Origin of the sequence: Reyranella soli (genome assembly GCF_007992495.1) — a bacterium.
GTDB lineage: Bacteria > Pseudomonadota > Alphaproteobacteria > Reyranellales > Reyranellaceae > Reyranella > Reyranella soli.
The window spans coordinates 1-18,254 of record NZ_BKAJ01000200.1 but is presented as its reverse complement, the minus strand read 5'-3'; the positions used below and the strand labels follow the sequence as shown (position 1 = coordinate 18,254).

Here is an 18,254-nt window from a genome sequence, read left to right as displayed (position 1 = left end):
CTGGCAATCTCATCGGCCCCGCGCCCAGCCCACCGCGAATTCGGACAGTTTCGCAAGTTTCGCAACCGGGATCGCCGTGGTTGGAAAGCCGGAACCGGGGCCGTCTCGGCGCAAGCCGGCGCACGGGCCGCGCGGCGTCCGCGGCGTCAAGAACTGTGGTGGTGACTAGCTTGCGATCGGCTCGCTGAAAGCCCGCTTCGCTCCGCGGCCGACACCAGCATGGGAAGGGATCGTCGCTTAGCGTATTTTGAAGGGCATGTTTGCAAGGCTTCTCTCAATCGGCTTGGCAGTGTTGCTGGGCGCCGCGACTGCCGTAGCCCAGACCCGGCCGGCGCCCGCTCCCCCGGTTGCCAGCCTCATCGACATCAACAGCGCCAGCCGCGACGATCTCATGAACTTGGAAGGCATCGGCGAGGTGCGGGCCGACGCCATCATCCGCGCTCGGCCGTTCAAGGCCAAGACCGAGCTGGTCGAGCGCCGGCTGATCCCCGAAGCGCTGTATGACAAGATCGCCGATAAGGTCATAGCCCGACCGCCGCCCGGGGCGACTCCGACACCGACCACCCGTCCGCCGGCTGGCCAGCCGCGCCGCACTTAGTCAGCTGCTCGTCTGCTCAATCGTTGGATCCACCGTGAGATGGTCGATCCGTACGTGCAGCACGCGAGCCACGTCGGCGAGGCGACCGAGACTGGCCGTCTCGTACTCGGTCTGCTCGTAACGTTGGATTTGCTGCTCCTTCAGGTGCAATCGGTTGGCAAGCTCTTTTTGACTGAGCCCCGCAGCGATACGCGCCTGTACAAGACCCCTGCCTAGCGCACCCACGGAGCCGATGGCGATGTGCGCCGTTCCACTTCCCTTGAGGCGCACATAGTTCGACAACTCGGCTTCCAAGTCCTGCAATTGACTTTCCATGGCGTCACGTTCGGCCTTCAGAAGGCGAGGATGTACGTCGGTGCGCGCCGGCGCATTCTTCATCTCCGCAAGCGCCGTCCGGAACTTGCCGGCTGCCGCTTTGGTCAGCCGATACTGGTAATCGTTGGTAATCATCGGACGTCCCTTGGATCGATTCGAACGATGCCTTTTGGTCGGCCGTCGCGATCCTGCTGAAAGAACTCGCGGAAGGTCCTGCCCGGGGCGGCGGGCGAACCGGCTGGAAACATCTCGCCTCCGTATTTCCCCTTCATCTCCGCGCGAGCGTTGCTGAAGTCGAGCAGGACTTGATCAAGCAGGTCGGGGTCGACACCTTTGGTTTCCCGTGCTCCGTCATAGTCGTTGGGCTCAGCCTTGGCCGTAACGAAGCTGCCATCCAGCAACACGGAGACGCAGCCTGCGTCGGCGAGCTGTCGGAGCGCTTGCTCCAGTCCCGTCAGCAAGTGCCTGCGGCGAGGCGTGTCGCCAAAGCGAGCCTTGACCTCGTTCCACGTCGCATCATGAACTCCCGGCGGCAAGTTGCCGGTAGCACGGTCGAAGCGCGGAATCGTCAACACAACGAATATGTTGTGATAGGGGGCGTGTCAAGATGCAACAAGGCGACAACTGAGTGCCAATGGACGACACGATCTACGCGCTCGGCACACCCGTGCCGTCGCGCGCGCATCCCGGAGCGATTTCGGTCGTCCGGCTGAGCGGCCCGCGCGCGGCCGAGGCGCTGATCTTCCTTACCGAGCGGCGGGCCTTCGAGCGTGGCCATTCGGCGCGCGACCCGGCCCTGCCCGAGCCGCGCCGCATGACCCTGCGCAGTCTTTACGATCCCAAGAGCGGCGAGGCGATCGACCGCGGTCTGGTCGCGTGGTTCGAGGCGCCCAACAGCGAGACCGGCGAGACCATGGCCGAGCTGCACCTGCATGGCGGGCGCGCCGTGGTCGGTGGTGCGCTGGAGGCGATCGCCAAGCTCGGCTTCTGCCGCATGGCCGAGCCTGGCGAATTCACGCGACGCGCCTTCGAGAACGGCAAGCTCGACCTCACCAGGGCCGAGGCCATCGCCGATCTTGTCGCCGCCGAGACAGACCAGCAGCGGCGCCAGGCCATGCAGCAGATGGATGGCGCGCTGCATCGCCTCTACGAGGATTGGCGCACGCTCGGCCTGCGCACGCTCGCCCATCTCGAAGCCGCCATCGACTTTCCCGACGAGGATCTGCCGCCCGGCATCGCCGACGAGGTCCATGCCGGAATCACGCAGCTACGGGCCGAGATCGCGGCCCACCTCGACGATCGCCGCGGCGAGCGGCTGCGCGAAGGCCTGCACATCGCCATCATCGGTCCACCCAACGCCGGCAAGTCCTCGTTGCTCAACCTGTTGGCGCGGCGCGATGCGGCCATCGTGTCGGAAACCGCCGGAACGACGCGCGACGTCATAGAGGTCCATCTCGATCTCGGCGGCTGGCCGGTGGTGCTGGCCGATACCGCGGGCCTGCGCGAGTCGGGCGACGCCATCGAACAGGAGGGCGTGCGCCGCGCCCGGGCGCGAGCGGCCAGCGCCGATCTGCGGCTTTTGGTGCTCGATGCGACGAGCGGCTGGCAGGCCGAGCGCGACAAGCTCGTGGCGAGCACAGAGCGTTGGGATGGCGCGCGCGACATCGTCGTGGTGAACAAGATCGATCGCGCGTCGGTCGCCGATGCCGACGTCGTGCCGGTGTCGGCGCTGTCGGGTGACGGCCTGCCGGAACTTCTGGGTCGCATCGAGCAGGCAGCCGGGGCGCTGATGCAGGAAGGTGGCGCGCCGCCGCTTACACGGGCGCGCCATCGCGAGGCGCTTGTTGAGTGTCAGGCATCGCTGGCGCGCGCCCTCACGGCGTCGGAAATCGCCCTGGCGGCGGAGGATGTGCGATTGGCGATGCGCGCCCTCGGCCGGATCACCGGTACGGTGCGCATCGACGAACTTTTAGACATCATCTTTCGCGACTTCTGCATCGGGAAGTAGCGCCGGGTGCGCGCCACTCCAGTGGCGCGATCTTCTGCTTCATCGACGAAGACGCGCGACTGGAGTCGCGCGCCCCCAGCCTAGCCCTGCCGCCGCGTCAGGGCCGGCAGCACCTTGTCCAGCGTGATCGGATAGTCGCGCACGCGCGCACCACACGCGTTGTAGACGGCGTTGGCGACGGCGGCGCCGGCGCCGCAGATGCCGAGCTCGCCCACGCCCTTGGAGCCCAGCACGTTGGCGTGTGCGTCGAATTCGTCGAGCAGGACGGCCTCGACCTGCGGCACGTCGGCGTGGACCGGCACGTGGTAGTGCACCAGGTCCTGGGTGACGAAGGCGCCGAGCCGCGGGTCGAGCACGGCGTCCTCGTGCAGCGCCGAGCCCAAGCCCCAGATCATGCCGCCGATCAGCTGCGAGTGCGCCGTCTTGGGGTTGAGGATGCGGCCGGCGGCGAACACGCCCAGCATGCGGCGTAGGCGCACCTCGCCCGTCGTCTGCTCGATGCCGACCTCGGCGAAATGCGCGCCGTAGGCGTACTGCGAGTACCTCTTGTAGTCATCGCCCGGCTTGACGCTGCCCGTCACCGACAGGCCTTGCGCGCCTTCGCCCTTGGCCAGCTTGGCCTTGAGCTTGGTGCAGGCGTCGTGGAGCGCCGCGCCGCAGCTCGAGGCGCCGAACGAGCCGCCCGATCCCGGCGTGTCGGGATAGGAGCTGTGGCCCAGCTTCACCTTGATGTTCTCGACCGGCAGGTCGAGTAGCTCGGCCGCGATCTGGGCGAACACCGTGTAGGAGCCGGTGCCGATATCGGTCATATCCATCTCGACGACGGCATGGCGTTCGCTCTCCATCGTCACCCGCGCTTCGGCTTCGCGCAGGAAGTTGCCGCGGATCGCCGCCGCTACGCCCATGCCTAAAAGCCAGTTGCCGTCGCGCACCTGGCCGGGCCGGGCCTGGCGCTTGTCCCAGCCAAAGCGGCGGGCGCCCTCCTGGAGGCAGGGCACCAGGGCGCGCGTCGAGAACGGCACCTTCTTTTCGGGATCCTCCTTGGGCTCGTTCCTCAGCCTGAGCTCGAGGGGATCCATGTCGAGGCGGACGGCGAGCTCGTCCATCGCCTGCTCGACCGCCAGAAGCCCGATCGCCTCGCCGGGTGCGCGCATCGAATCGGCCACGGGCAGGTCGAGGGCGGCGATGCGCTGACTGGTCATGCGGTTGGGGGCGGCATAGAGCGAGCGTGTCGAGAAGACGATGGGCTCGGCGAACTCGTCGGCCCGTGCGCTTTGCGCCAGCGACTGATGGGCGATGGCGCTGAGCGTGCCGTCGCGCTCCGCGCCCAGCCGCACCCGTTGGATCGAGGCCGGTCGATGGGTCGTGACATGGAACATCTGCTGGCGCGTCAGCGCCACGCGCACCGGACGATTGAGCTCGCGCGCCGCCAGCGCCGCGAGGATGGCGTCGCCAAAGACCGGCAGCTTGCCGCCGAAGCCGCCGCCGACATATTCGGAGATCACCTCGACCTTGTCGGGCTCGAGCTTCAGCGTGTCGGCGATCGACTTGTGCGCGCTCTCGACGAGCTGCAGAGAACTCGTGACCGTGAGCTTGCCGTCCTGCCACGACGCCAGGCTGGCGTGCGGCTCCATCATGGCGTGCGCCTGATAGGGCGTCTTGTAGATCGCATCGATCTTCACGGATGCGTCGGCGAACGCCTTGTCAAAATCGCCAAGCTTGCTGTCGGACGGCGCGCCTGTCGGGCCCTTTCCGGGGTTGTAGGCGGCGCCACTGGCCGATTCGAGCACGAATGCGCCCTCGGCTTTCTCGTAGGTGACGACGATGGCCGAGGCTGCGGCGCGCGCGGTCTCCGCCGTCTCGGCCACCACCAGCGCCACCGGCTGGCCGAAATACTCCACCTTGTCGCTGGCGAGCTGTGGCTTGGGCCGGGCGTGGCGATCGTCGGCCTTGGCCTGGAACGGCGCCTGCTTGGGCGCATTCCCGTGCGTCATCACCAGCAGCACGCCCGGCATGCGACGCGCGGCGTTGGCGTCGATGCTTGTCACGTGCCCGCAGGCGATGGTGGCCGTGACGATGGAGCCGAAGGCCATGCGCTCGGCGCGATTGTCGGCGGCATAGGCCGCCGCGCCTGTCACCTTGGCGCGGCCGTCGATGCGGTCGATGGCCTGGCCGATCACTTGCGCCATGTCAGCCTCCTGTCGCCAGGTCGCTCAGCGTCCGCGCCACCAGACGCTCGGTCAGCGGCACCTTGAACTCGTTATGCGGGTAGGTCCGGGCCTCGCGTGTCGCGGCCCGGGCGGCGGCCTCATAGCTGCCGGCATCGGCGGCTGCGCCGACCAGCTCGCGCTCGGCTTCCTTGGGCACCCAGGGTTTATGGGCGACGCCGCCCAGCGCCAGCCGCGCGTCGCGGATCTTGCCGTCGGCCGTATCGACGATTGCCGCGACCGAGACCAGGGCAAAGGCATAGGAAGCACGGTCGCGCACCTTGCGATAGGTCTGCCGCCCGGCCGGTGGCGGCGGCAGGAGGATCGCGGTGATCAGCTCGCCGCGCGCCAGGGTGGTGTCGCGTTCGGGGTTCTGGCCCGGCAGCCGGTGCAATTCGGCGATCGGCACCTTTCGACTGAGGCCGGCCGGCGTCTGCACCTCGATCTCGGCGCGCAACGCCGCCATGGCGACCGCCATGTCCGAGGGATGCACGGCAATGCAGGCCTGGCTCGCGCCCAGGATGGCGTGCATGCGGTTGAAGCCCGCCAGCGCCGCGCAGCCGCTGCCCGGCTGGCGTTTGTTGCAGGGCATGGCGACGTCATAGAAGTACGGACAGCGCGTGCGTTGCAGCAGGTTGCCGGCCGCGGTCGCCTGATTGCGCAACTGGCCCGACGCGCCGTTCAGCAACGCCATCGCCAGCACCGGATAGCGCTGGCGTACGCGCTGGTCGGCGGCGAGGTCGGTGTTGCTGACCAGGGCGCCGATGCGCAGGCCGCCGTCGGCCGTCTCGCCGACCTCGCGCAGCGGCAGGCGGGAGATGTCGACCAGATGGGTCGGCTGCTCGACGTCGATCTTCATCAGGTCGAGCAGGTTGGTGCCACCGGCGATGAAGGACGCGCCAGGCTGGCTGGCCGCCTTCATGGCCGAAGCGACGTCGGCGGGCCGCTCGTAGGTAAAGGCTCTCATCCCGCCCTCCCTTCCGTCTTCCCTTGTGTTTCCATGATGGCGGCGACGATGTTGGGATAGGCGGAGCAGCGGCAGATGTTGCCACTCATGCGCTCGCGGATCTCGACACTGCTGGCTTGCGGCGCCGCGGCGAGGTCGCCGACGGCCGAGGGCACGCCGCGCTGGATCTCGTCCAGCATGCCGACCGCTGAACAGATCTGGCCGGGCGTGCAGTAGCCGCACTGGAAGCCGTCATGCTTGACGAAGGCTTCCTGCAGCGGATGCAGCTTGCCGTCGGCGGCAAGGCCTTCGATGGTGACGATGCTGTCGCCTTCGCGCGCCACGGCGAGCGACAGGCAGGCATTGAGCCGCACGCCGTTCACCAGCACGGTGCAGGCGCCGCACTGGCCGTGATCGCAGCCCTTCTTGGTGCCCGCGAGACCGAGATGGTCGCGCAAGGCGTCGAGCAGCGAGGTGCGCGGATCGAGCGCCAAGTCATGCGTCTGGCCATTCACCGTCAGTCGAACGTCGGACTTTGCCGGGCCGTTTCGCGAGGAAGAGGGCATGCTCTGGGCCTGCAGTTCGCGGCCGAACATCGCCGTCACGACCGAGGCAATGCCCAGCACGCGGCGGGTGATTGTGTGAGGGGAGCTGGTCATACCTGGACCAACGGCCAGGTTGCCGGGTCCGTTGCCCGATCTTAGGTGCTTGTCACCGGTGGAACGTCTCGCTGCAGGCGTCGTTTCCCTCGGGCCTCGCCGCGTCGCTACAGGTTGCATCCTTTGCGCAAAGACAGCCTCACCACCTATCGCGCCAAGCGCGACTTCACGCATACCGACGAACCGTCGGGCAAGGCGGCTGTGGCTTCGTCCAAGGAGCTGCGCTTCGTCATCCAGCGCCACGACGCTACGCGCCTGCACTACGACTTCAGGCTCGAGCTCGACGGCGTGTTCCTGTCGTGGGCGGTGACCAAAGGGCCGTCGCTCGATCCCGCGGTCAAGCGGCTGGCGGTGCAGACCGAGGACCATCCTCTCGACTACGGCGACTTCGAGGGCACCATTCCCGAGGGCCAGTATGGCGGGGGGACGGTGCAGCTCTGGGATCGCGGCTACTGGCGGCCGATCGGTGACCCGCGGGAAGGCCTTAAGAAGGGCGACCTCAAATTCGTCCTTGAAGGCGAGCGGCTGCACGGCAGCTGGGTGCTGGTGCGCATGAAATGGGACCGCAAGGGCGGCAGCGGCAAGAAGACCAACTGGTTGCTGATCAAGCATCGCGACGAGGCGGCGCGCGAGGGCGACGAAGACGCCGTCCTCGAGGAGAACGAGACGTCGGTCGCGTCGGGACGCACCCTGGACGAGATCGCGATCGGCAAGGGGCGTGCACCGACGCCGTTCATGACCGGCAAGCGCCGTGCGGCGGGCGCGGTCTGGCAAAGCAGCAAGAAGGGCGGCGGCGACGAGGCGACGCTTGCCGAGAGCAAGGCCAAGCCGCGCAAGGTCTCGAAGATGCCTACCTTCATCGAGCCGCAGCTCTGCAAGCTGGTCGAGCGGGCACCGGCGCAGGCCGGCTGGGCGCACGAGGTCAAGTTCGACGGCTATCGCCTGCAGCTGCGCGTCGAGGACGGCAAGGCTCGGCTGCGCACGCGCAAGGGCCTGGACTGGACGCAGAAATTTCAGGCCATCGCTGATCGGGCGGAGAAGCTGCCGGATTGCATTATCGACGGCGAGGCGGTGGCGCTGGATGCCCACGGCGCCCCCGATTTCTCGGCCCTACAGGCAGCACTCTCGGAAGGCCAATCGGAGAAGCTGGTCTTCTTTGCCTTCGATCTGCTGTTCGCCGAAGGTGAAGACCTGCGCGCCCTGCCCTTGCGCGATCGCAAGGCGCGCCTGCAGAAGCTGTTGGACGGGCTCAGGGGCAAGCACGCGAGCCTGCAGTACGTCGACCATTTCGAGACGGCGGGCGACGCGGTGCTGGAATCGGCCTGTCGCATGCACCTCGAAGGTATCGTCTCCAAGGAGCTCGATGCGCCCTATCGCTCCGGCCGCATCGGCAGCTGGGTCAAGACCAAGTGCCGGGCCGGCCACGAGGTGGTGATCGGCGGCTGGACCAGCGAGGGCAAGCGGATGCGCTCGCTGCTGGTCGGCGTGCATCGCGGACACGGCAAGGATCAAAAGCTGGTTTCTGTCGGACGCGTCGGAACCGGCTTCAGCGAAGCCGTCATGCGCAAGCTGGTGCCGCGGTTGCGCGAGGTCGAGAGCAAGACCAGTCCGTTCGCATCGGACGCCAGTCCGCGCAAGGAGGCCGGCATGCACTGGGCGCGGCCGGAGCTGGTCGCCGAGATCGAGTTCGCCGGCTGGACCGCCGACGGCAATGTGCGTCAGGCTGCCTTCAAGGGGCTTCGCGCCGACAAGCCGGCCGAGGAGGTCGAGGCTGAGAGAGCCGTGGAGCCGGAAAGGGCGAAGATGGCCAAGCCAGTCCCCAAGGCCCGACGCGCGAAGGCTTCCAGGGCCGCACCAGCTGGCGGGCCGGCGATGGTCATGGGCGTGTCGATCTCCCATCCCGACAAGCCGCTGTGGCCCGACGAGAAGCCGCCGGTCACCAAGCTCGAGCTGGCGCAGTACTACGAGACGGTCGGCGATTGGATGATCGAGCATCTGAAGGGCCGCCCCTGTTCGCTGGTGCGCACTCCCGACGGCATCGACGGCGACCAGAACTTCTTCCAGCGCCACGCCGCACCGGGCACATCCCACCTGCTCGAGCAGGTGAAGGTGAGCGGCGACCGCAAGCCCTACCTGCAGATCGATCGCGTCGAGGGGCTGGCGGCGGTGGCCCAGCTGGGCGCGACCGAGCTGCATCCGTGGAATTGCCAGGCCGGCGAGCCGGAGTTGCCGGGCCGCCTGGTGTTCGACCTCGATCCGGCGCCCGACGTGAAGTTCGATGAAGTGGTCAAAGGCGCGCTCGATGTCCGCAAGCGGCTCGAGGCGCTGGGCCTGAAGACCTTCTGCAAGACCACCGGCGGCAAGGGCCTGCATGTCGTCACGCCGCTCACCTCCGATCCCAAGAGTCCCGACTGGGATGCAGCCAAGACCTTCGCTCGCGAAATCTGCCGCCGGTTGGCCGAGGACGAGCCCGACCGCTTCGTGCTGAACATGGCCAAGAAGGAACGCGGCGGCCGCATCTTCCTCGACTACCTGCGCAACGATCGCACGGCGACGGCGGTGGCGCCGCTGTCGACGCGCGCCCGGCCGGGGGCCACGGTGTCGATGCCGCTCAACTGGTCTCAGGTGAAGGCCGGCCTCGATCCCATGAAATTCACTATCCGCACTGCGCCGGCGCTGCTGAAGAAGAACAAGCCGTGGGTGACTTATGCCAAGTCGGCGACGCCGCTGCGCTCGGCCATCGAGCGCCTGATTAAATCAAAATCGTGAGGACCATCATGGCCAAGGCCCGACGCACGAAGCACAACGGCAACTCGCAGCGGCGGGCGATGCGGCCGACCTGGGAAGGCCATCTCAGGTTATCGCTGGTGACCTGCCCGGTGGCGCTCTACACGGCGACGGAGCGCGCCGCCGACGTGCACTTCCACATGATCAATCCCAAGACCAACAACCGCATCCGCATGCAGACGGTCGATGCGGGTACCGGCCGTGTCGTCGAGCGCTCCGACCTGGTGAAGGGCTTCGAGGTCTCCAAGAACAAGTACGTGCTGTTCGAGCAGGACGAGCTCGACGCGGTGAAGCTGGAATCGACGCGTGTCATCGACATCGGCGAGTTCGTCGACGCCAGCTCGATCGACCGCATCTACTGGGACGAGCCCTACTATCTCGCGCCCGGCGGCAAGACCGGCATAGAAGCCTATGCCGTGATCCGCGCCGCCATGGAGAAGCAGGGCAAGGTGGCGCTGGGCCGACTGGTCATGCATCAGCGCGAGCGCATCTGTGCGCTGGAGCCGCGTGACTCCGGCATCCTGCTCACCACATTGCGTACGCACGACGAGATCCGCTCGTCGTCGGAGGTCTTCGACCGCAACCTGCCCAGGCCTGATCGCCGCATGCTGGAGATTGCCGAGAAGATCATCGCCCAGCAGGAGGCGGAGTTCGATCCTAGCGAGTTCAAGGACCGCTACGAGGATGCGCTGCGCGACCTGATTGCGCGCAAGAAGAAGGGCGAAAAGCTGGTGAGCAGCGAGGAGCCCGAAGAAGAGGCCAAGGTCGTCGACCTGATGGATGCCCTGCGCAAGAGCCTGAAAGGCGGCGGCGGGCCATCGCGCGACAAGGCCGACCGCTTCCTGGAGGCGCATGGCCGGCGGCCCAGGGCTGCGTCCCGCAAGAAGGCGGGATCGCGCAAGCGGGCGGCCAAGCAGGCGGCTTGAACGCGGAGCCTCCGACTCGTCTCGACCGGACGGCGATCCATATCGCCGTCGACATGCAACGCCTGTTCGCCGAACCGACGGAATGGTTCGTGCCGTGGTTGCCCAAAGTGCTGCCGAACGTGCTGGAGATCGCCGGCCGGCATCCCGAGCGCACGATCTTCACGCGCTTCATCCCGCCCCAGGACCCGGAGCATGCGAACGGCGCCTGGCGCGATTACTATGAGCGATGGCGGTCGATGACGCGCGATCGCCTCGATCCGCACCTGCTTGAGCTGGTGGAGCCGTTGCGCAAGCTGGTCCCGCCGGCCAAGGTCTTGAACAAGACCGTCTATTCAGCCTTTGGCCATCCGAAGCTCGCTCATTCGCTGCGCCGGCACGGCATCACGACGCTGATCGTTACCGGCGGAGAGACCGACGTCTGCGTCCTGGCCACGGTGATGGCGGCGGTCGATTGCGGCTTTCGCGTGGTGCTGCCGGACGATGCGCTGTGCAGCGCCAACGACGCGACCCACGACGCCCTGATGAAGCTCTATCACGAGCGCTACAGCCAGCAGATCGAGGCGACGACGACGGAACACGTACTGCGCGACTGGGCGTGACCGTTGGAACTGGGCCCCAGGCGCGACGTTGCCGGGACATGTCCTATCGACGGCGGAGATGACGATGGCGCGCGCCAGAGGAGCGACGAGGACGGCCACCCGCACGGCCCGACGAACGGCGGTGCATCATCGCAAGCTGCAGCGTCGGCGGGCCCGCGCCGACCGGAAGCGGCCGGCTGAGGAAGCCGAGGTCGCCATGCAGGCCGGCGCGCGGCCCTATCCGGTGCCGCCTTTCCCGCGCCAGCATCAGCGCAAGCCCGGACTGGAAACCCGCCTCGATCCGCCGCCGATGTACGAGGCGCCCTACTGGAAAGGCTCGTTCAAGCTTCTGGACAAGGTCGCCCTGATCACCGGCGGCGATTCCGGAATCGGTCGCGCCGTGGCCGTGCTGTTCGCCCGCGAAGGCGCCGATATCGCCATCGTGCATCTCGACGAGCCGGAGGATGCCGACATCACCCGGCGCGCCGTGGAATCGGAAGGCCGTCGTTGCCTGGTGATCTCGGGCGACGTCGCAAAGCGCGCCTTCTGCTTCGATGCCGTGGCGCGTGTCGTCAAGGAACTGGGCGGTCTCGACGTGTTGGTCAACAACGCCGCCTTCCAACTGCACACCGGACGTTTTGAGGATCTCAACGAAGATCAGTTCGACCGCACGATGAAGACCAACCTCTACGGCTACTTCCACATGGCGCAGGCGGCAGTGCCGCACATGAAGGCGGGTTCGGCCATCGTCAACAACGGTTCGGTGACTGGCCTGCGCGGCAGCAAGTTCCTGCTCGATTATTCGATGACCAAGGGCGGCATCCATGCTTTCACGCGCTCGCTTGCGGGCCATCTCGTGCCGCGCGGCATTCGGGTCAATGCAGTGGCGCCGGGCCCAGTATGGACGCCGTTCAATCCCGCCGACAAGCAGGCAAGCGTTGTCGCCGAGTTCGGCGCCGACGTGCCGATGAAGCGGCCGGCACAACCCGAGGAGATCGCGCCCGCCTTCGTCTTCCTCGCCTCGCCGCAATGCTCCAGCTACATCACCGGCGAGATCCTGCCGGTGGTCGGCGGCTACGGGCATTAGCTCTCGTGAGGGGCCATGGCGCGATCGGTTCAGACACTCGATCGCCTGCCGACGGTCGATCCTGATTCTGGCGACCTCACCGTCGTGATCGAGACGCCGCGGGGCAGTCGAAACAAGTACAAGTATGATCCCGAGCGCGGCGTCATTCGGCTCGGCGCGACCTTGGGCGAAGGCCTGGCCTTTCCTCATGACTTCGGCTTCTTCCCGTCTACTCGCGGCGAGGATGGCGATCCGCTCGACGTGCTGCTGTTCCTCGACAGCGCGGTGCCGCCAGGGTGTGTGGCTACTGCGCGCCTGATCGGCGTGCTCGAGGTCGAGCAGAAAGAAAAGCGGAAGCCGTGGAAGCGCAACGACCGCTTCTTCGCGGTCGCCACGCCGGCGCATGAACATCAACGGCTGAAACATCTCGATGACCTGCGGCCGCATCTGCTGCCGGAGATCGAATGGTTCTTTACCCACTACGCCGGCCTCAACGGTAAGGAGCTGCGTGTCGTGCGACGCAGCGGGCCTGCGCGGGCGCGCAAGCTCCTGGAGGCCGGCGTCAAGGCATTCAAGGCAGGCAAGTAATGCAGGTCCATCGCGAGACGCTCGAGGAAGAAGCCACCCACGTCACCGACGAAGCGCGCATGGTGTTGCCTGGCGTGCAGGCGGTACTGGGCTTCCAGCTCATCGCCGTATTCAACCAGCGCTTCCAGGAGTTCACTGCCGGCGAGCAGCTCATCCATCTCGTTGCCTTCCTGCTGATGGCGCTGGCCATGGGCCTGGTGATGACGCCAGCGGCCTATCATCGCCAGGTCGAGCGCGGCTCTGTGTCTCGACGCTTCGTCGATCTTTCGTCGACCTTGCTGACGCTTGCGATGCTGCCGCTGATCGCCGGCGTGTGCCTCGACACCTATCTGATTGCTCGGCTCATCCTGAAGGAGCAGGGCCCGGCTTTGCTTGTCGCCGTCGGCACGGCGCTGCTGCTGACCGGCTTGTGGTACGGGCTCCCCGCTTTCTGCCGCCGTCTCAGAAGCTGAGCGACGGTTCGGCGCCGCCTGCTACAGTCGATGCATGACCAAGATCCTGCTGACCCGTCACGGCCATGTCGACGGCATCCGGCCGGCGCGTTTTCGCGGCCGTGCCGAGCTCGAGCTGACCGAGCGCGGTCTTGCCCAGGCCGATGCGTTGGCCAAGCGCATTGCCGCCACCTGGAAGCCAGTCGCGGTGTTCACCAGCCCGCTGCATCGCTGCGTGCTGACCGGCGACAAGATCGCGGCGGCTTGTGGCATCAAGGGCGAGATACGCGATGGGCTGGGCGACATCGACTACGGCGCCTGGCAGATGCGGACCCACGACGAGGTGAAGGCCGAATCGCCGGATGCCTACCAGCAGTGGCACGCCGCGCCGCACCTCACGCGCTTTCCCGAGGGGGAATCTCTGCAGGACGTCGTGGCGCGGGCGACCGACGTGCTGCGCGAGGCGTTGCTGCGCTATCCCGAGCAGACGGTGGTCTTGGTCGGCCATGACAGCGTCAACCGGGTGCTGTTGCTGCAGCTCCTCGACATGCCGCTGGCGGCCTATTGGCGGCTGGTCCAGGACCCCTGCACCCTGAACGAGATCGACGTTTCCGCCATGGGCGATGTGGTGGTGCGGCGGGTCAACGACACGAGTCATCTGGACCAGGCCTGAGCCGGCGCTTAAAAGGCCGGCCATGCGGGCGTTTCCCTATGACGTGATCGTGGTGGGCGGCGGCCATGCCGGCTGCGAGGCGGCGGCTGCGGCGGCGCGGCTGGGCGCGCGCACCTTGCTGCTCACCCACCGGGTCGAGACGATCGGCGAGATGTCCTGCAATCCCGCCATCGGCGGCCTGGGCAAGGGCCATCTGGTGCGTGAGATCGATGCCCTGGATGGCGTCATGGGCCGCGCGATCGACCGCGCCGGCATCCAGTTCCGGACACTCAATCTCTCAAAAGGACCCGCTGTTCGAGGGCCGCGCGCCCAGGCCGATCGCAAGCTTTACCGGCAAGCCATGCAGGCACTGTTGGCCGAGCAAGCCAATCTGGAAATTCGCGCCGATGCAGTTGCAGATATCATTCTGGATACAAACGGTGCGTGTGCCGGTGTGCTCACGGAATCTGGCGCAGAAATTGGCGCCGGACGCGTGATCCTGACGACAGGAACCTTCCTGCGAGGCTTGATTCACTGTGGTGAAACGCGAATCGCGGCCGGCCGGGCGCGCGGCGATGGGGTTGAGGAGCCATCCACGCTACTCGCGCAGACGTTGCATCGCCTCGGCTTCGCCCTTGGACGCCTGAAGACGGGGACGCCGGCCCGGCTCGATGGCCGCACCATCGACTACGCCAGGCTTGAGCGCCAGGACGGCGATCAGCCGCCACAGCCCTTCTCCTATCTCACCGACCGGATCACCACGCCGCAGATCGCCTGCCACATCACGGCGACGACGCCGGCGACCCACGCCATCATCCGCGCCAACCTGCATCGGGCGCCCATGTACTCCGGCGCCATCGAAAGCGTGGGGCCGCGCTACTGTCCATCGATCGAGGACAAGGTGGTGCGCTTCGGCCAACGCGACCGGCATCAGATCTTTCTCGAGCCCGAAGGCCTGGACGACGACACCGTCTACCCCAATGGCATTTCCACTTCGCTTCCGCGTGAAATACAGCAGGAGATGTTGCAGACCATACCGGGGTTGGAGCGCGCGGTCATGCGCCGGCCTGGCTATGCCATCGAATATGACCACATCGACCCCCGCGAACTCAAAGCCACGTTGGAAACGCGCAAGATCCCCGGTCTGTACATGGCTGGGCAGATCAACGGCACGACTGGATACGAGGAGGCCGCCGCCCAGGGCCTGATTGCGGGTCTGAATGCAGCGTTGTCCAAGCCGTTTGTCGTCGATCGGGCGGAAGGCTACCTCGGCGTCCTGATCGATGATCTGGTCAGTCTGGGCGTTACAGAACCCTACCGCATGTTCACGTCGCGGGCGGAGTATCGCCTGTGGCTGCGCGCCGACAACGCCGACCGGCGGCTGACCCCGCGCGGCCTGGAGATCGGCTGCATCCAGGGTGAGCGGCAGAGAATGTTTCACGTGAAACATTCAGCGCTGGCCGAAGCTCGTGATCTCGCGACTACCCTGAAGCTCAGCCCTTCGGCGCTGGCAAAGCGCGGCATCGCCATCAACCAGGATGGCGTTCTGCGATCGGCCTTGGAGCTGCTGGCCTATCCAGACATTGGATGGGACAGGCTTGTCTGCCTGTGGCCGGAGCTCGGGTCGGTCTCCGCGGACATCGCCGAACAACTGACCATCGACGCGCGCTACGACGGGTATCTCGACCGCCAGCGGACGGACATCGCTGCCTACCGCCGCGACGAGGCGTTGGAGCTGCCGGCAGACCTCGACTATCGGGCGGTAGGCAGTCTCTCGAACGAGGTCCGACAGGTGCTCGAGGCCCATCGGCCCGCCACCCTTGGCCAGGCGGCTCGGATATCGGGGATCACCCCTGCCGCTCTTGTCGGCCTCTTGAAGTACGTCCGCCGCCGGGCGGCGTAGGTGGTTCGTGCTTCACGCCGCTCCTTAGGAGCGAGGTCAACTGGAACCTGGATCCAAAGGTGGCTGATGCGGGATCCGCTGTCATCCCGAGCGCAGCGAGGGACCTCTCCTGTGGCTCTAAAGGCCCCTCGCTCTGCTCGGGGTGACAGCTGTGGCTCGCCCCCAGCGATTTAGCACTAGTTAGCGCCCATGAGTGGTCCGGACGTCTTCCTGAAGAAAATGCGAGAACTCGGCGTCGATGTTTCACGTGAAACAATCGACCGCCTTGAAGCCCTGGTCGCTACCCTGGTCCGCTGGCAAAAGGCCATCAATCTTGTGGGCCGGACGACAGTCGACGACGTCTGGACGCGGCATGTCCTGGATTCGGCTCAGCTCGTGCCCATGATCCCAGCCGAAGCCAAGACCCTTACCGACCTGGGCAGCGGCGGCGGATTTCCTGGCCTTGTCCTGGCCGGCATGCGCCCCGATCTCGATCTGACGATGATCGAAGTCGATGCCCGAAAGGCTGCGTTTTTGGGAGAGGCCGGACGGCGCATGGCGCTGCCAAAGCCACCTCGCATTGTCATCGGCCGCATCGAAGACGTACCGCCCGCCAAGGCCGATGTCGTGACGGCCCGCGCCTTGGCGCCGCTTGGCCAGCTGCTGGCCTGGGCCGACCGGCACCGGACCGATACCGCTATTTGTCTTTTCCACAAGGGTAAAGGGTGGCAGGCGGAGTTGACCGAGGCCATGAAGGACTGGGACATTCCCTGCCAACCCCTCAGCAGCAAAACAGACCGTGACGCCGTCATCCTCCGAATCGGCTCCTACACCGCGACAGCAGGTGTTCGCGATCGCCAACCAAAAGGGCGGCGTCGGCAAGACCACGACGGCGATTAACCTCGCCACGGCGTTGGCTGCCGTGGGCGAAACCGTGCTGCTGATCGATCTCGATCCGCAAGGCAATGCCTCGACCGGGCTGGGCATTCCTAGAAGTGAGCGCTCACCCGGTTCGTATGAATACCTGCTCGGCCTGTCGCCGTTGGCCGATTGCGTTCGGCCGTCGCAGATCCCCGGACTGTCGGTGATGCCGGCCTCGGTGTCCCTCGCCGGTGCGGAGATCGAGCTCATAGACGTCGAGCGACGCGAGCATCGCCTGGCCGACGCCCTCAACGCGCCCGGCAGCGAGGCGCGCGAGCGCTGGACCACCGTCCTGATCGACTGCCCGCCCTCGCTCGGACTAGTCACCCTGAACGCCCTGGTCGCCGTCGATGCCATCCTGGTGCCGCTGCAGGCCGAGTTCCTGGCGCTCGAGGGCATCGGCGCCTTGTCCAACACCGTGGCGAGGATCAAGAAGAGTCTCAACCCAAAGTTGCATATCACCGGTGTCGTGCTGACCATGGTCGATCGCCGCATGACCCTGAGCCAGCAGGTCGAGGCCGACGTGCGCTCGCATTTCGGCGAGCTGGTGTTCGGCACGACCATCCCGCGCAACGTGCGCATCGCCGAGGCGCCGTCGCACGGCCTGCCGGTACTGATCTACGACAATGCCTGCGCCGGCGCGCAGGCCTACATCCTTCTGGCGAGCGAGTTCATCCGTCGCCGGCGCAATGCAACCGTCGAGACCACTCATGAGCCTGCCTCCTAAGCCGCGCGGCCTGGGCCGCGGCCTCTCCGCGCTCCTGGGCGACGATGAAGTCGCCGCGACCGTGGCGCCGGCGCCCGCACCGCCGCCACCGTCGGTTGAACCGCCCGCAGCGGCAACGCGGCCCGCCCCTGCGCGTGCGCCCCTCACCTTGCCGATCGGCCAGCTAAAAGCCGGCCGCATGCAGCCGCGCACCACCTTCGAGGACATGGACGCGCTGGTCGAGTCGGTGAAGGAGTTCGGCCTGCTGCAACCGATCCTGGTGCGGCCGGTCGCGGGCCAAGCCGATGCCTACGAAATCGTCGCCGGCGAGCGGCGCTGGCGCGCGGCGCAGAAGGCGCAGCTGCACGAAGTGCCAGTGGTGTTGCGCAACATGGGCGACCAGGACGCCCTGCAACTCGGCCTGATCGAGAACCTGCAGCGCTCCGACCTCACGGCGATCGACGAGGCGCTGGGCTATCGCCGCCTGTCCGATGAATTCAAGCAGACGCAGGAAGACATCTCCAAGACGGTGGGCAAGAGCCGCCCGCACGTCGCCAACACGGTCCGCCTCCTCGACCTGCCGGGGGCGGTGCAGGACATGATCCGGCGTGGCGACCTCAGCGCCGGCCAGGCGCGCGCCTTGATCGGCGTGCCCGATCCGCTGGTGGTGGCGCAGCGTGCGATCGACGAGAAGCTGACGGCGCGCGACCTCGAGCGTCTCGGCGGCGAGCTGAAGTCCAAGACCAAGAATGCTCGACCCAAGGCCAACGGCGGCGGCGGCGGCAAGAGCGCCGATACCAAAGCGCTGGAGAAGCGCATCGAAGAAGCGTTGGGCCTCAAGGCCGATCTGAAACTGCGCGGCCTGGGCGAGCAGAGCCTGCTCACCTTGGAGATCCGCGACTTCGACCAGCTCGACACGGTCGTGGAGCGGCTGACGCGGCGCTAGCAAAGCGCTCGCTGTCATCCCGAGCGTAGCGAGGGACC

At 66.7% G+C, this 18,254-nt stretch carries 18 protein-coding genes; 13 read left to right on the top strand and 5 right to left on the bottom strand.

Annotation, left to right across the window (positions count from 1 at the left end; all coding sequences use genetic code 11):
- Nucleotides 1–256: 256 nt before the first annotated feature.
- Nucleotides 257–598 (top strand): ComEA family DNA-binding protein, encoded by a 342-nt coding sequence (locus RSO01_RS41215; protein WP_147156426.1) that lies wholly within the window; start codon nucleotides 257–259, stop codon nucleotides 596–598.
- Here the strand turns inward: RSO01_RS41215 and RSO01_RS41210 are convergent, their stop codons facing one another.
- Both RSO01_RS41210 and RSO01_RS41205 read right to left on the bottom strand, forming a co-directional pair.
- The gene (locus RSO01_RS41210; RefSeq protein WP_147156425.1) at nucleotides 599–1,048 is read right to left on the bottom strand and encodes a helix-turn-helix domain-containing protein; all 450 of its coding nucleotides are present in this window, start codon (nucleotides 1,046–1,048) and stop codon (nucleotides 599–601) included. It abuts the gene before it with no gap.
- Nucleotides 1,045–1,485, bottom strand: coding sequence for a DUF6932 family protein (locus RSO01_RS41205; RefSeq protein WP_147156424.1), 441 nt, complete (start codon nucleotides 1,483–1,485; stop codon nucleotides 1,045–1,047). The genes RSO01_RS41210 and RSO01_RS41205 overlap by 4 nt, the downstream gene beginning before the upstream one ends.
- A 62-nt stretch (nucleotides 1,486–1,547) precedes the next feature.
- On the opposite strand from RSO01_RS41205, the gene mnmE reads away from it, so the two are divergent.
- A complete protein-coding gene (mnmE, locus tag RSO01_RS41200) occupies nucleotides 1,548–2,921 on the top strand; it encodes a tRNA uridine-5-carboxymethylaminomethyl(34) synthesis GTPase MnmE (protein ID WP_147156423.1) in 1,374 nt (457 codons plus the stop codon).
- An 80-nt stretch (nucleotides 2,922–3,001) separates the two neighbouring features.
- Here mnmE and RSO01_RS41195 read toward each other — a convergent pair whose 3' ends face one another.
- The 3 genes from RSO01_RS41195 to RSO01_RS41185 are packed head-to-tail and all read right to left on the bottom strand — an operon-like array spanning nucleotide 3,002 to nucleotide 6,733.
- On the bottom strand, nucleotides 3,002–5,110 hold the full coding sequence (locus RSO01_RS41195; RefSeq protein ID WP_147156422.1) for a xanthine dehydrogenase family protein molybdopterin-binding subunit: 2,109 nt from the start codon (nucleotides 5,108–5,110) through the stop codon (nucleotides 3,002–3,004).
- 1 nt (nucleotide 5,111) lies between these two features.
- Nucleotides 5,112–6,095, bottom strand: coding sequence for an FAD binding domain-containing protein (locus tag RSO01_RS41190; protein ID WP_147156421.1), 984 nt, complete (start codon nucleotides 6,093–6,095; stop codon nucleotides 5,112–5,114).
- On the bottom strand, nucleotides 6,092–6,733 hold the full coding sequence (locus RSO01_RS41185) for a 2Fe-2S iron-sulfur cluster-binding protein (RefSeq protein ID WP_147156420.1): 642 nt from the start codon (nucleotides 6,731–6,733) through the stop codon (nucleotides 6,092–6,094). The genes RSO01_RS41190 and RSO01_RS41185 overlap by 4 nt, the downstream gene beginning before the upstream one ends.
- Nucleotides 6,734–6,856: 123 nt before the next feature.
- Here RSO01_RS41185 and ligD point away from each other — a divergent pair, with 123 nt between their 5' ends.
- The 11 genes from ligD to RSO01_RS41130 all read left to right on the top strand — a co-directional run bounded on the left by ligD (nucleotide 6,857) and on the right by RSO01_RS41130 (nucleotide 18,216).
- Nucleotides 6,857–9,502, top strand: a complete 2,646-nt coding sequence (gene ligD / locus RSO01_RS41180; RefSeq protein WP_147156419.1) for a DNA ligase D — start codon at nucleotides 6,857–6,859, stop codon at nucleotides 9,500–9,502.
- Between the two features lie 8 nt (nucleotides 9,503–9,510).
- Complete coding sequence (gene ku, locus RSO01_RS41175; protein ID WP_147156418.1) at nucleotides 9,511–10,446, top strand: non-homologous end joining protein Ku; 936 nt, start codon at nucleotides 9,511–9,513, stop codon at nucleotides 10,444–10,446.
- Nucleotides 10,443–11,045 carry a cysteine hydrolase family protein gene (locus RSO01_RS41170; protein ID WP_246159162.1) on the top strand — a complete coding sequence of 201 codons (603 nt, stop codon included), beginning with the start codon at nucleotides 10,443–10,445 and terminating at the stop codon, nucleotides 11,043–11,045. The genes ku and RSO01_RS41170 overlap by 4 nt, the downstream gene beginning before the upstream one ends.
- Nucleotides 11,046–11,109: 64 nt before the next feature.
- Complete coding sequence (locus RSO01_RS41165; RefSeq protein WP_147156417.1) at nucleotides 11,110–12,111, top strand: SDR family oxidoreductase; 1,002 nt, start codon at nucleotides 11,110–11,112, stop codon at nucleotides 12,109–12,111.
- 15 nt (nucleotides 12,112–12,126) lie between these two features.
- On the top strand, nucleotides 12,127–12,678 hold the full coding sequence (locus RSO01_RS41160; RefSeq protein ID WP_147156416.1) for an inorganic diphosphatase: 552 nt from the start codon (nucleotides 12,127–12,129) through the stop codon (nucleotides 12,676–12,678).
- The gene (locus tag RSO01_RS41155) at nucleotides 12,678–13,130 is read left to right on the top strand and encodes a DUF6328 family protein (protein ID WP_147156415.1); all 453 of its coding nucleotides are present in this window, start codon (nucleotides 12,678–12,680) and stop codon (nucleotides 13,128–13,130) included. Before RSO01_RS41160 ends, RSO01_RS41155 begins: the two co-directional genes overlap by 1 nt.
- A 34-nt stretch (nucleotides 13,131–13,164) precedes the next feature.
- Nucleotides 13,165–13,782: a histidine phosphatase family protein gene (locus tag RSO01_RS41150; RefSeq protein WP_147156414.1), complete on the top strand. Its 618-nt coding sequence runs from the start codon at nucleotides 13,165–13,167 to the stop codon at nucleotides 13,780–13,782.
- Nucleotides 13,783–13,804: 22 nt separating this feature from the next.
- Nucleotides 13,805–15,664, top strand: coding sequence for a tRNA uridine-5-carboxymethylaminomethyl(34) synthesis enzyme MnmG (mnmG, locus tag RSO01_RS41145; protein WP_147156413.1), 1,860 nt, complete (start codon nucleotides 13,805–13,807; stop codon nucleotides 15,662–15,664).
- Between the two features lie 189 nt (nucleotides 15,665–15,853).
- Complete coding sequence (gene rsmG, locus RSO01_RS41140; protein ID WP_147156412.1) at nucleotides 15,854–16,543, top strand: 16S rRNA (guanine(527)-N(7))-methyltransferase RsmG; 690 nt, start codon at nucleotides 15,854–15,856, stop codon at nucleotides 16,541–16,543.
- Nucleotides 16,488–17,291, top strand: coding sequence for a ParA family protein (locus RSO01_RS41135; RefSeq protein ID WP_246159161.1), 804 nt, complete (start codon nucleotides 16,488–16,490; stop codon nucleotides 17,289–17,291). The genes rsmG and RSO01_RS41135 overlap by 56 nt, the downstream gene beginning before the upstream one ends.
- Entirely contained in the window at nucleotides 17,275–18,216 is a 942-nt protein-coding gene (locus RSO01_RS41130) for a ParB/RepB/Spo0J family partition protein (protein ID WP_170303750.1), read from the top strand. Before RSO01_RS41135 ends, RSO01_RS41130 begins: the two co-directional genes overlap by 17 nt.
- The last annotated feature ends 38 nt before the right edge of the window (nucleotides 18,217–18,254 follow it).

Coding starts and splice junctions, on each gene's coding strand:
- RSO01_RS41215 (WP_147156426.1), top strand. CDS start 257: ATGTTTGCAAGGCTTCTCTCAATCGGCTTGGCAGTGTTGCTGGGCGCC.
- RSO01_RS41210 (WP_147156425.1), bottom strand. CDS start 1,048: ATGATTACCAACGATTACCAGTATCGGCTGACCAAAGCGGCAGCCGGC.
- mnmE (WP_147156423.1), top strand. CDS start 1,548: ATGGACGACACGATCTACGCGCTCGGCACACCCGTGCCGTCGCGCGCG.
- RSO01_RS41195 (WP_147156422.1), bottom strand. CDS start 5,110: ATGGCGCAAGTGATCGGCCAGGCCATCGACCGCATCGACGGCCGCGCC.
- RSO01_RS41190 (WP_147156421.1), bottom strand. CDS start 6,095: ATGAGAGCCTTTACCTACGAGCGGCCCGCCGACGTCGCTTCGGCCATG.
- RSO01_RS41185 (WP_147156420.1), bottom strand. CDS start 6,733: ATGACCAGCTCCCCTCACACAATCACCCGCCGCGTGCTGGGCATTGCC.
- ku (WP_147156418.1), top strand. CDS start 9,511: ATGGCCAAGGCCCGACGCACGAAGCACAACGGCAACTCGCAGCGGCGG.
- RSO01_RS41165 (WP_147156417.1), top strand. CDS start 11,110: ATGGCGCGCGCCAGAGGAGCGACGAGGACGGCCACCCGCACGGCCCGA.
- RSO01_RS41160 (WP_147156416.1), top strand. CDS start 12,127: ATGGCGCGATCGGTTCAGACACTCGATCGCCTGCCGACGGTCGATCCT.
- RSO01_RS41155 (WP_147156415.1), top strand. CDS start 12,678: ATGCAGGTCCATCGCGAGACGCTCGAGGAAGAAGCCACCCACGTCACC.
- RSO01_RS41150 (WP_147156414.1), top strand. CDS start 13,165: ATGACCAAGATCCTGCTGACCCGTCACGGCCATGTCGACGGCATCCGG.
- mnmG (WP_147156413.1), top strand. CDS start 13,805: ATGCGGGCGTTTCCCTATGACGTGATCGTGGTGGGCGGCGGCCATGCC.
- rsmG (WP_147156412.1), top strand. CDS start 15,854: ATGAGTGGTCCGGACGTCTTCCTGAAGAAAATGCGAGAACTCGGCGTC.
- RSO01_RS41130 (WP_170303750.1), top strand. CDS start 17,275: ATGAGCCTGCCTCCTAAGCCGCGCGGCCTGGGCCGCGGCCTCTCCGCG.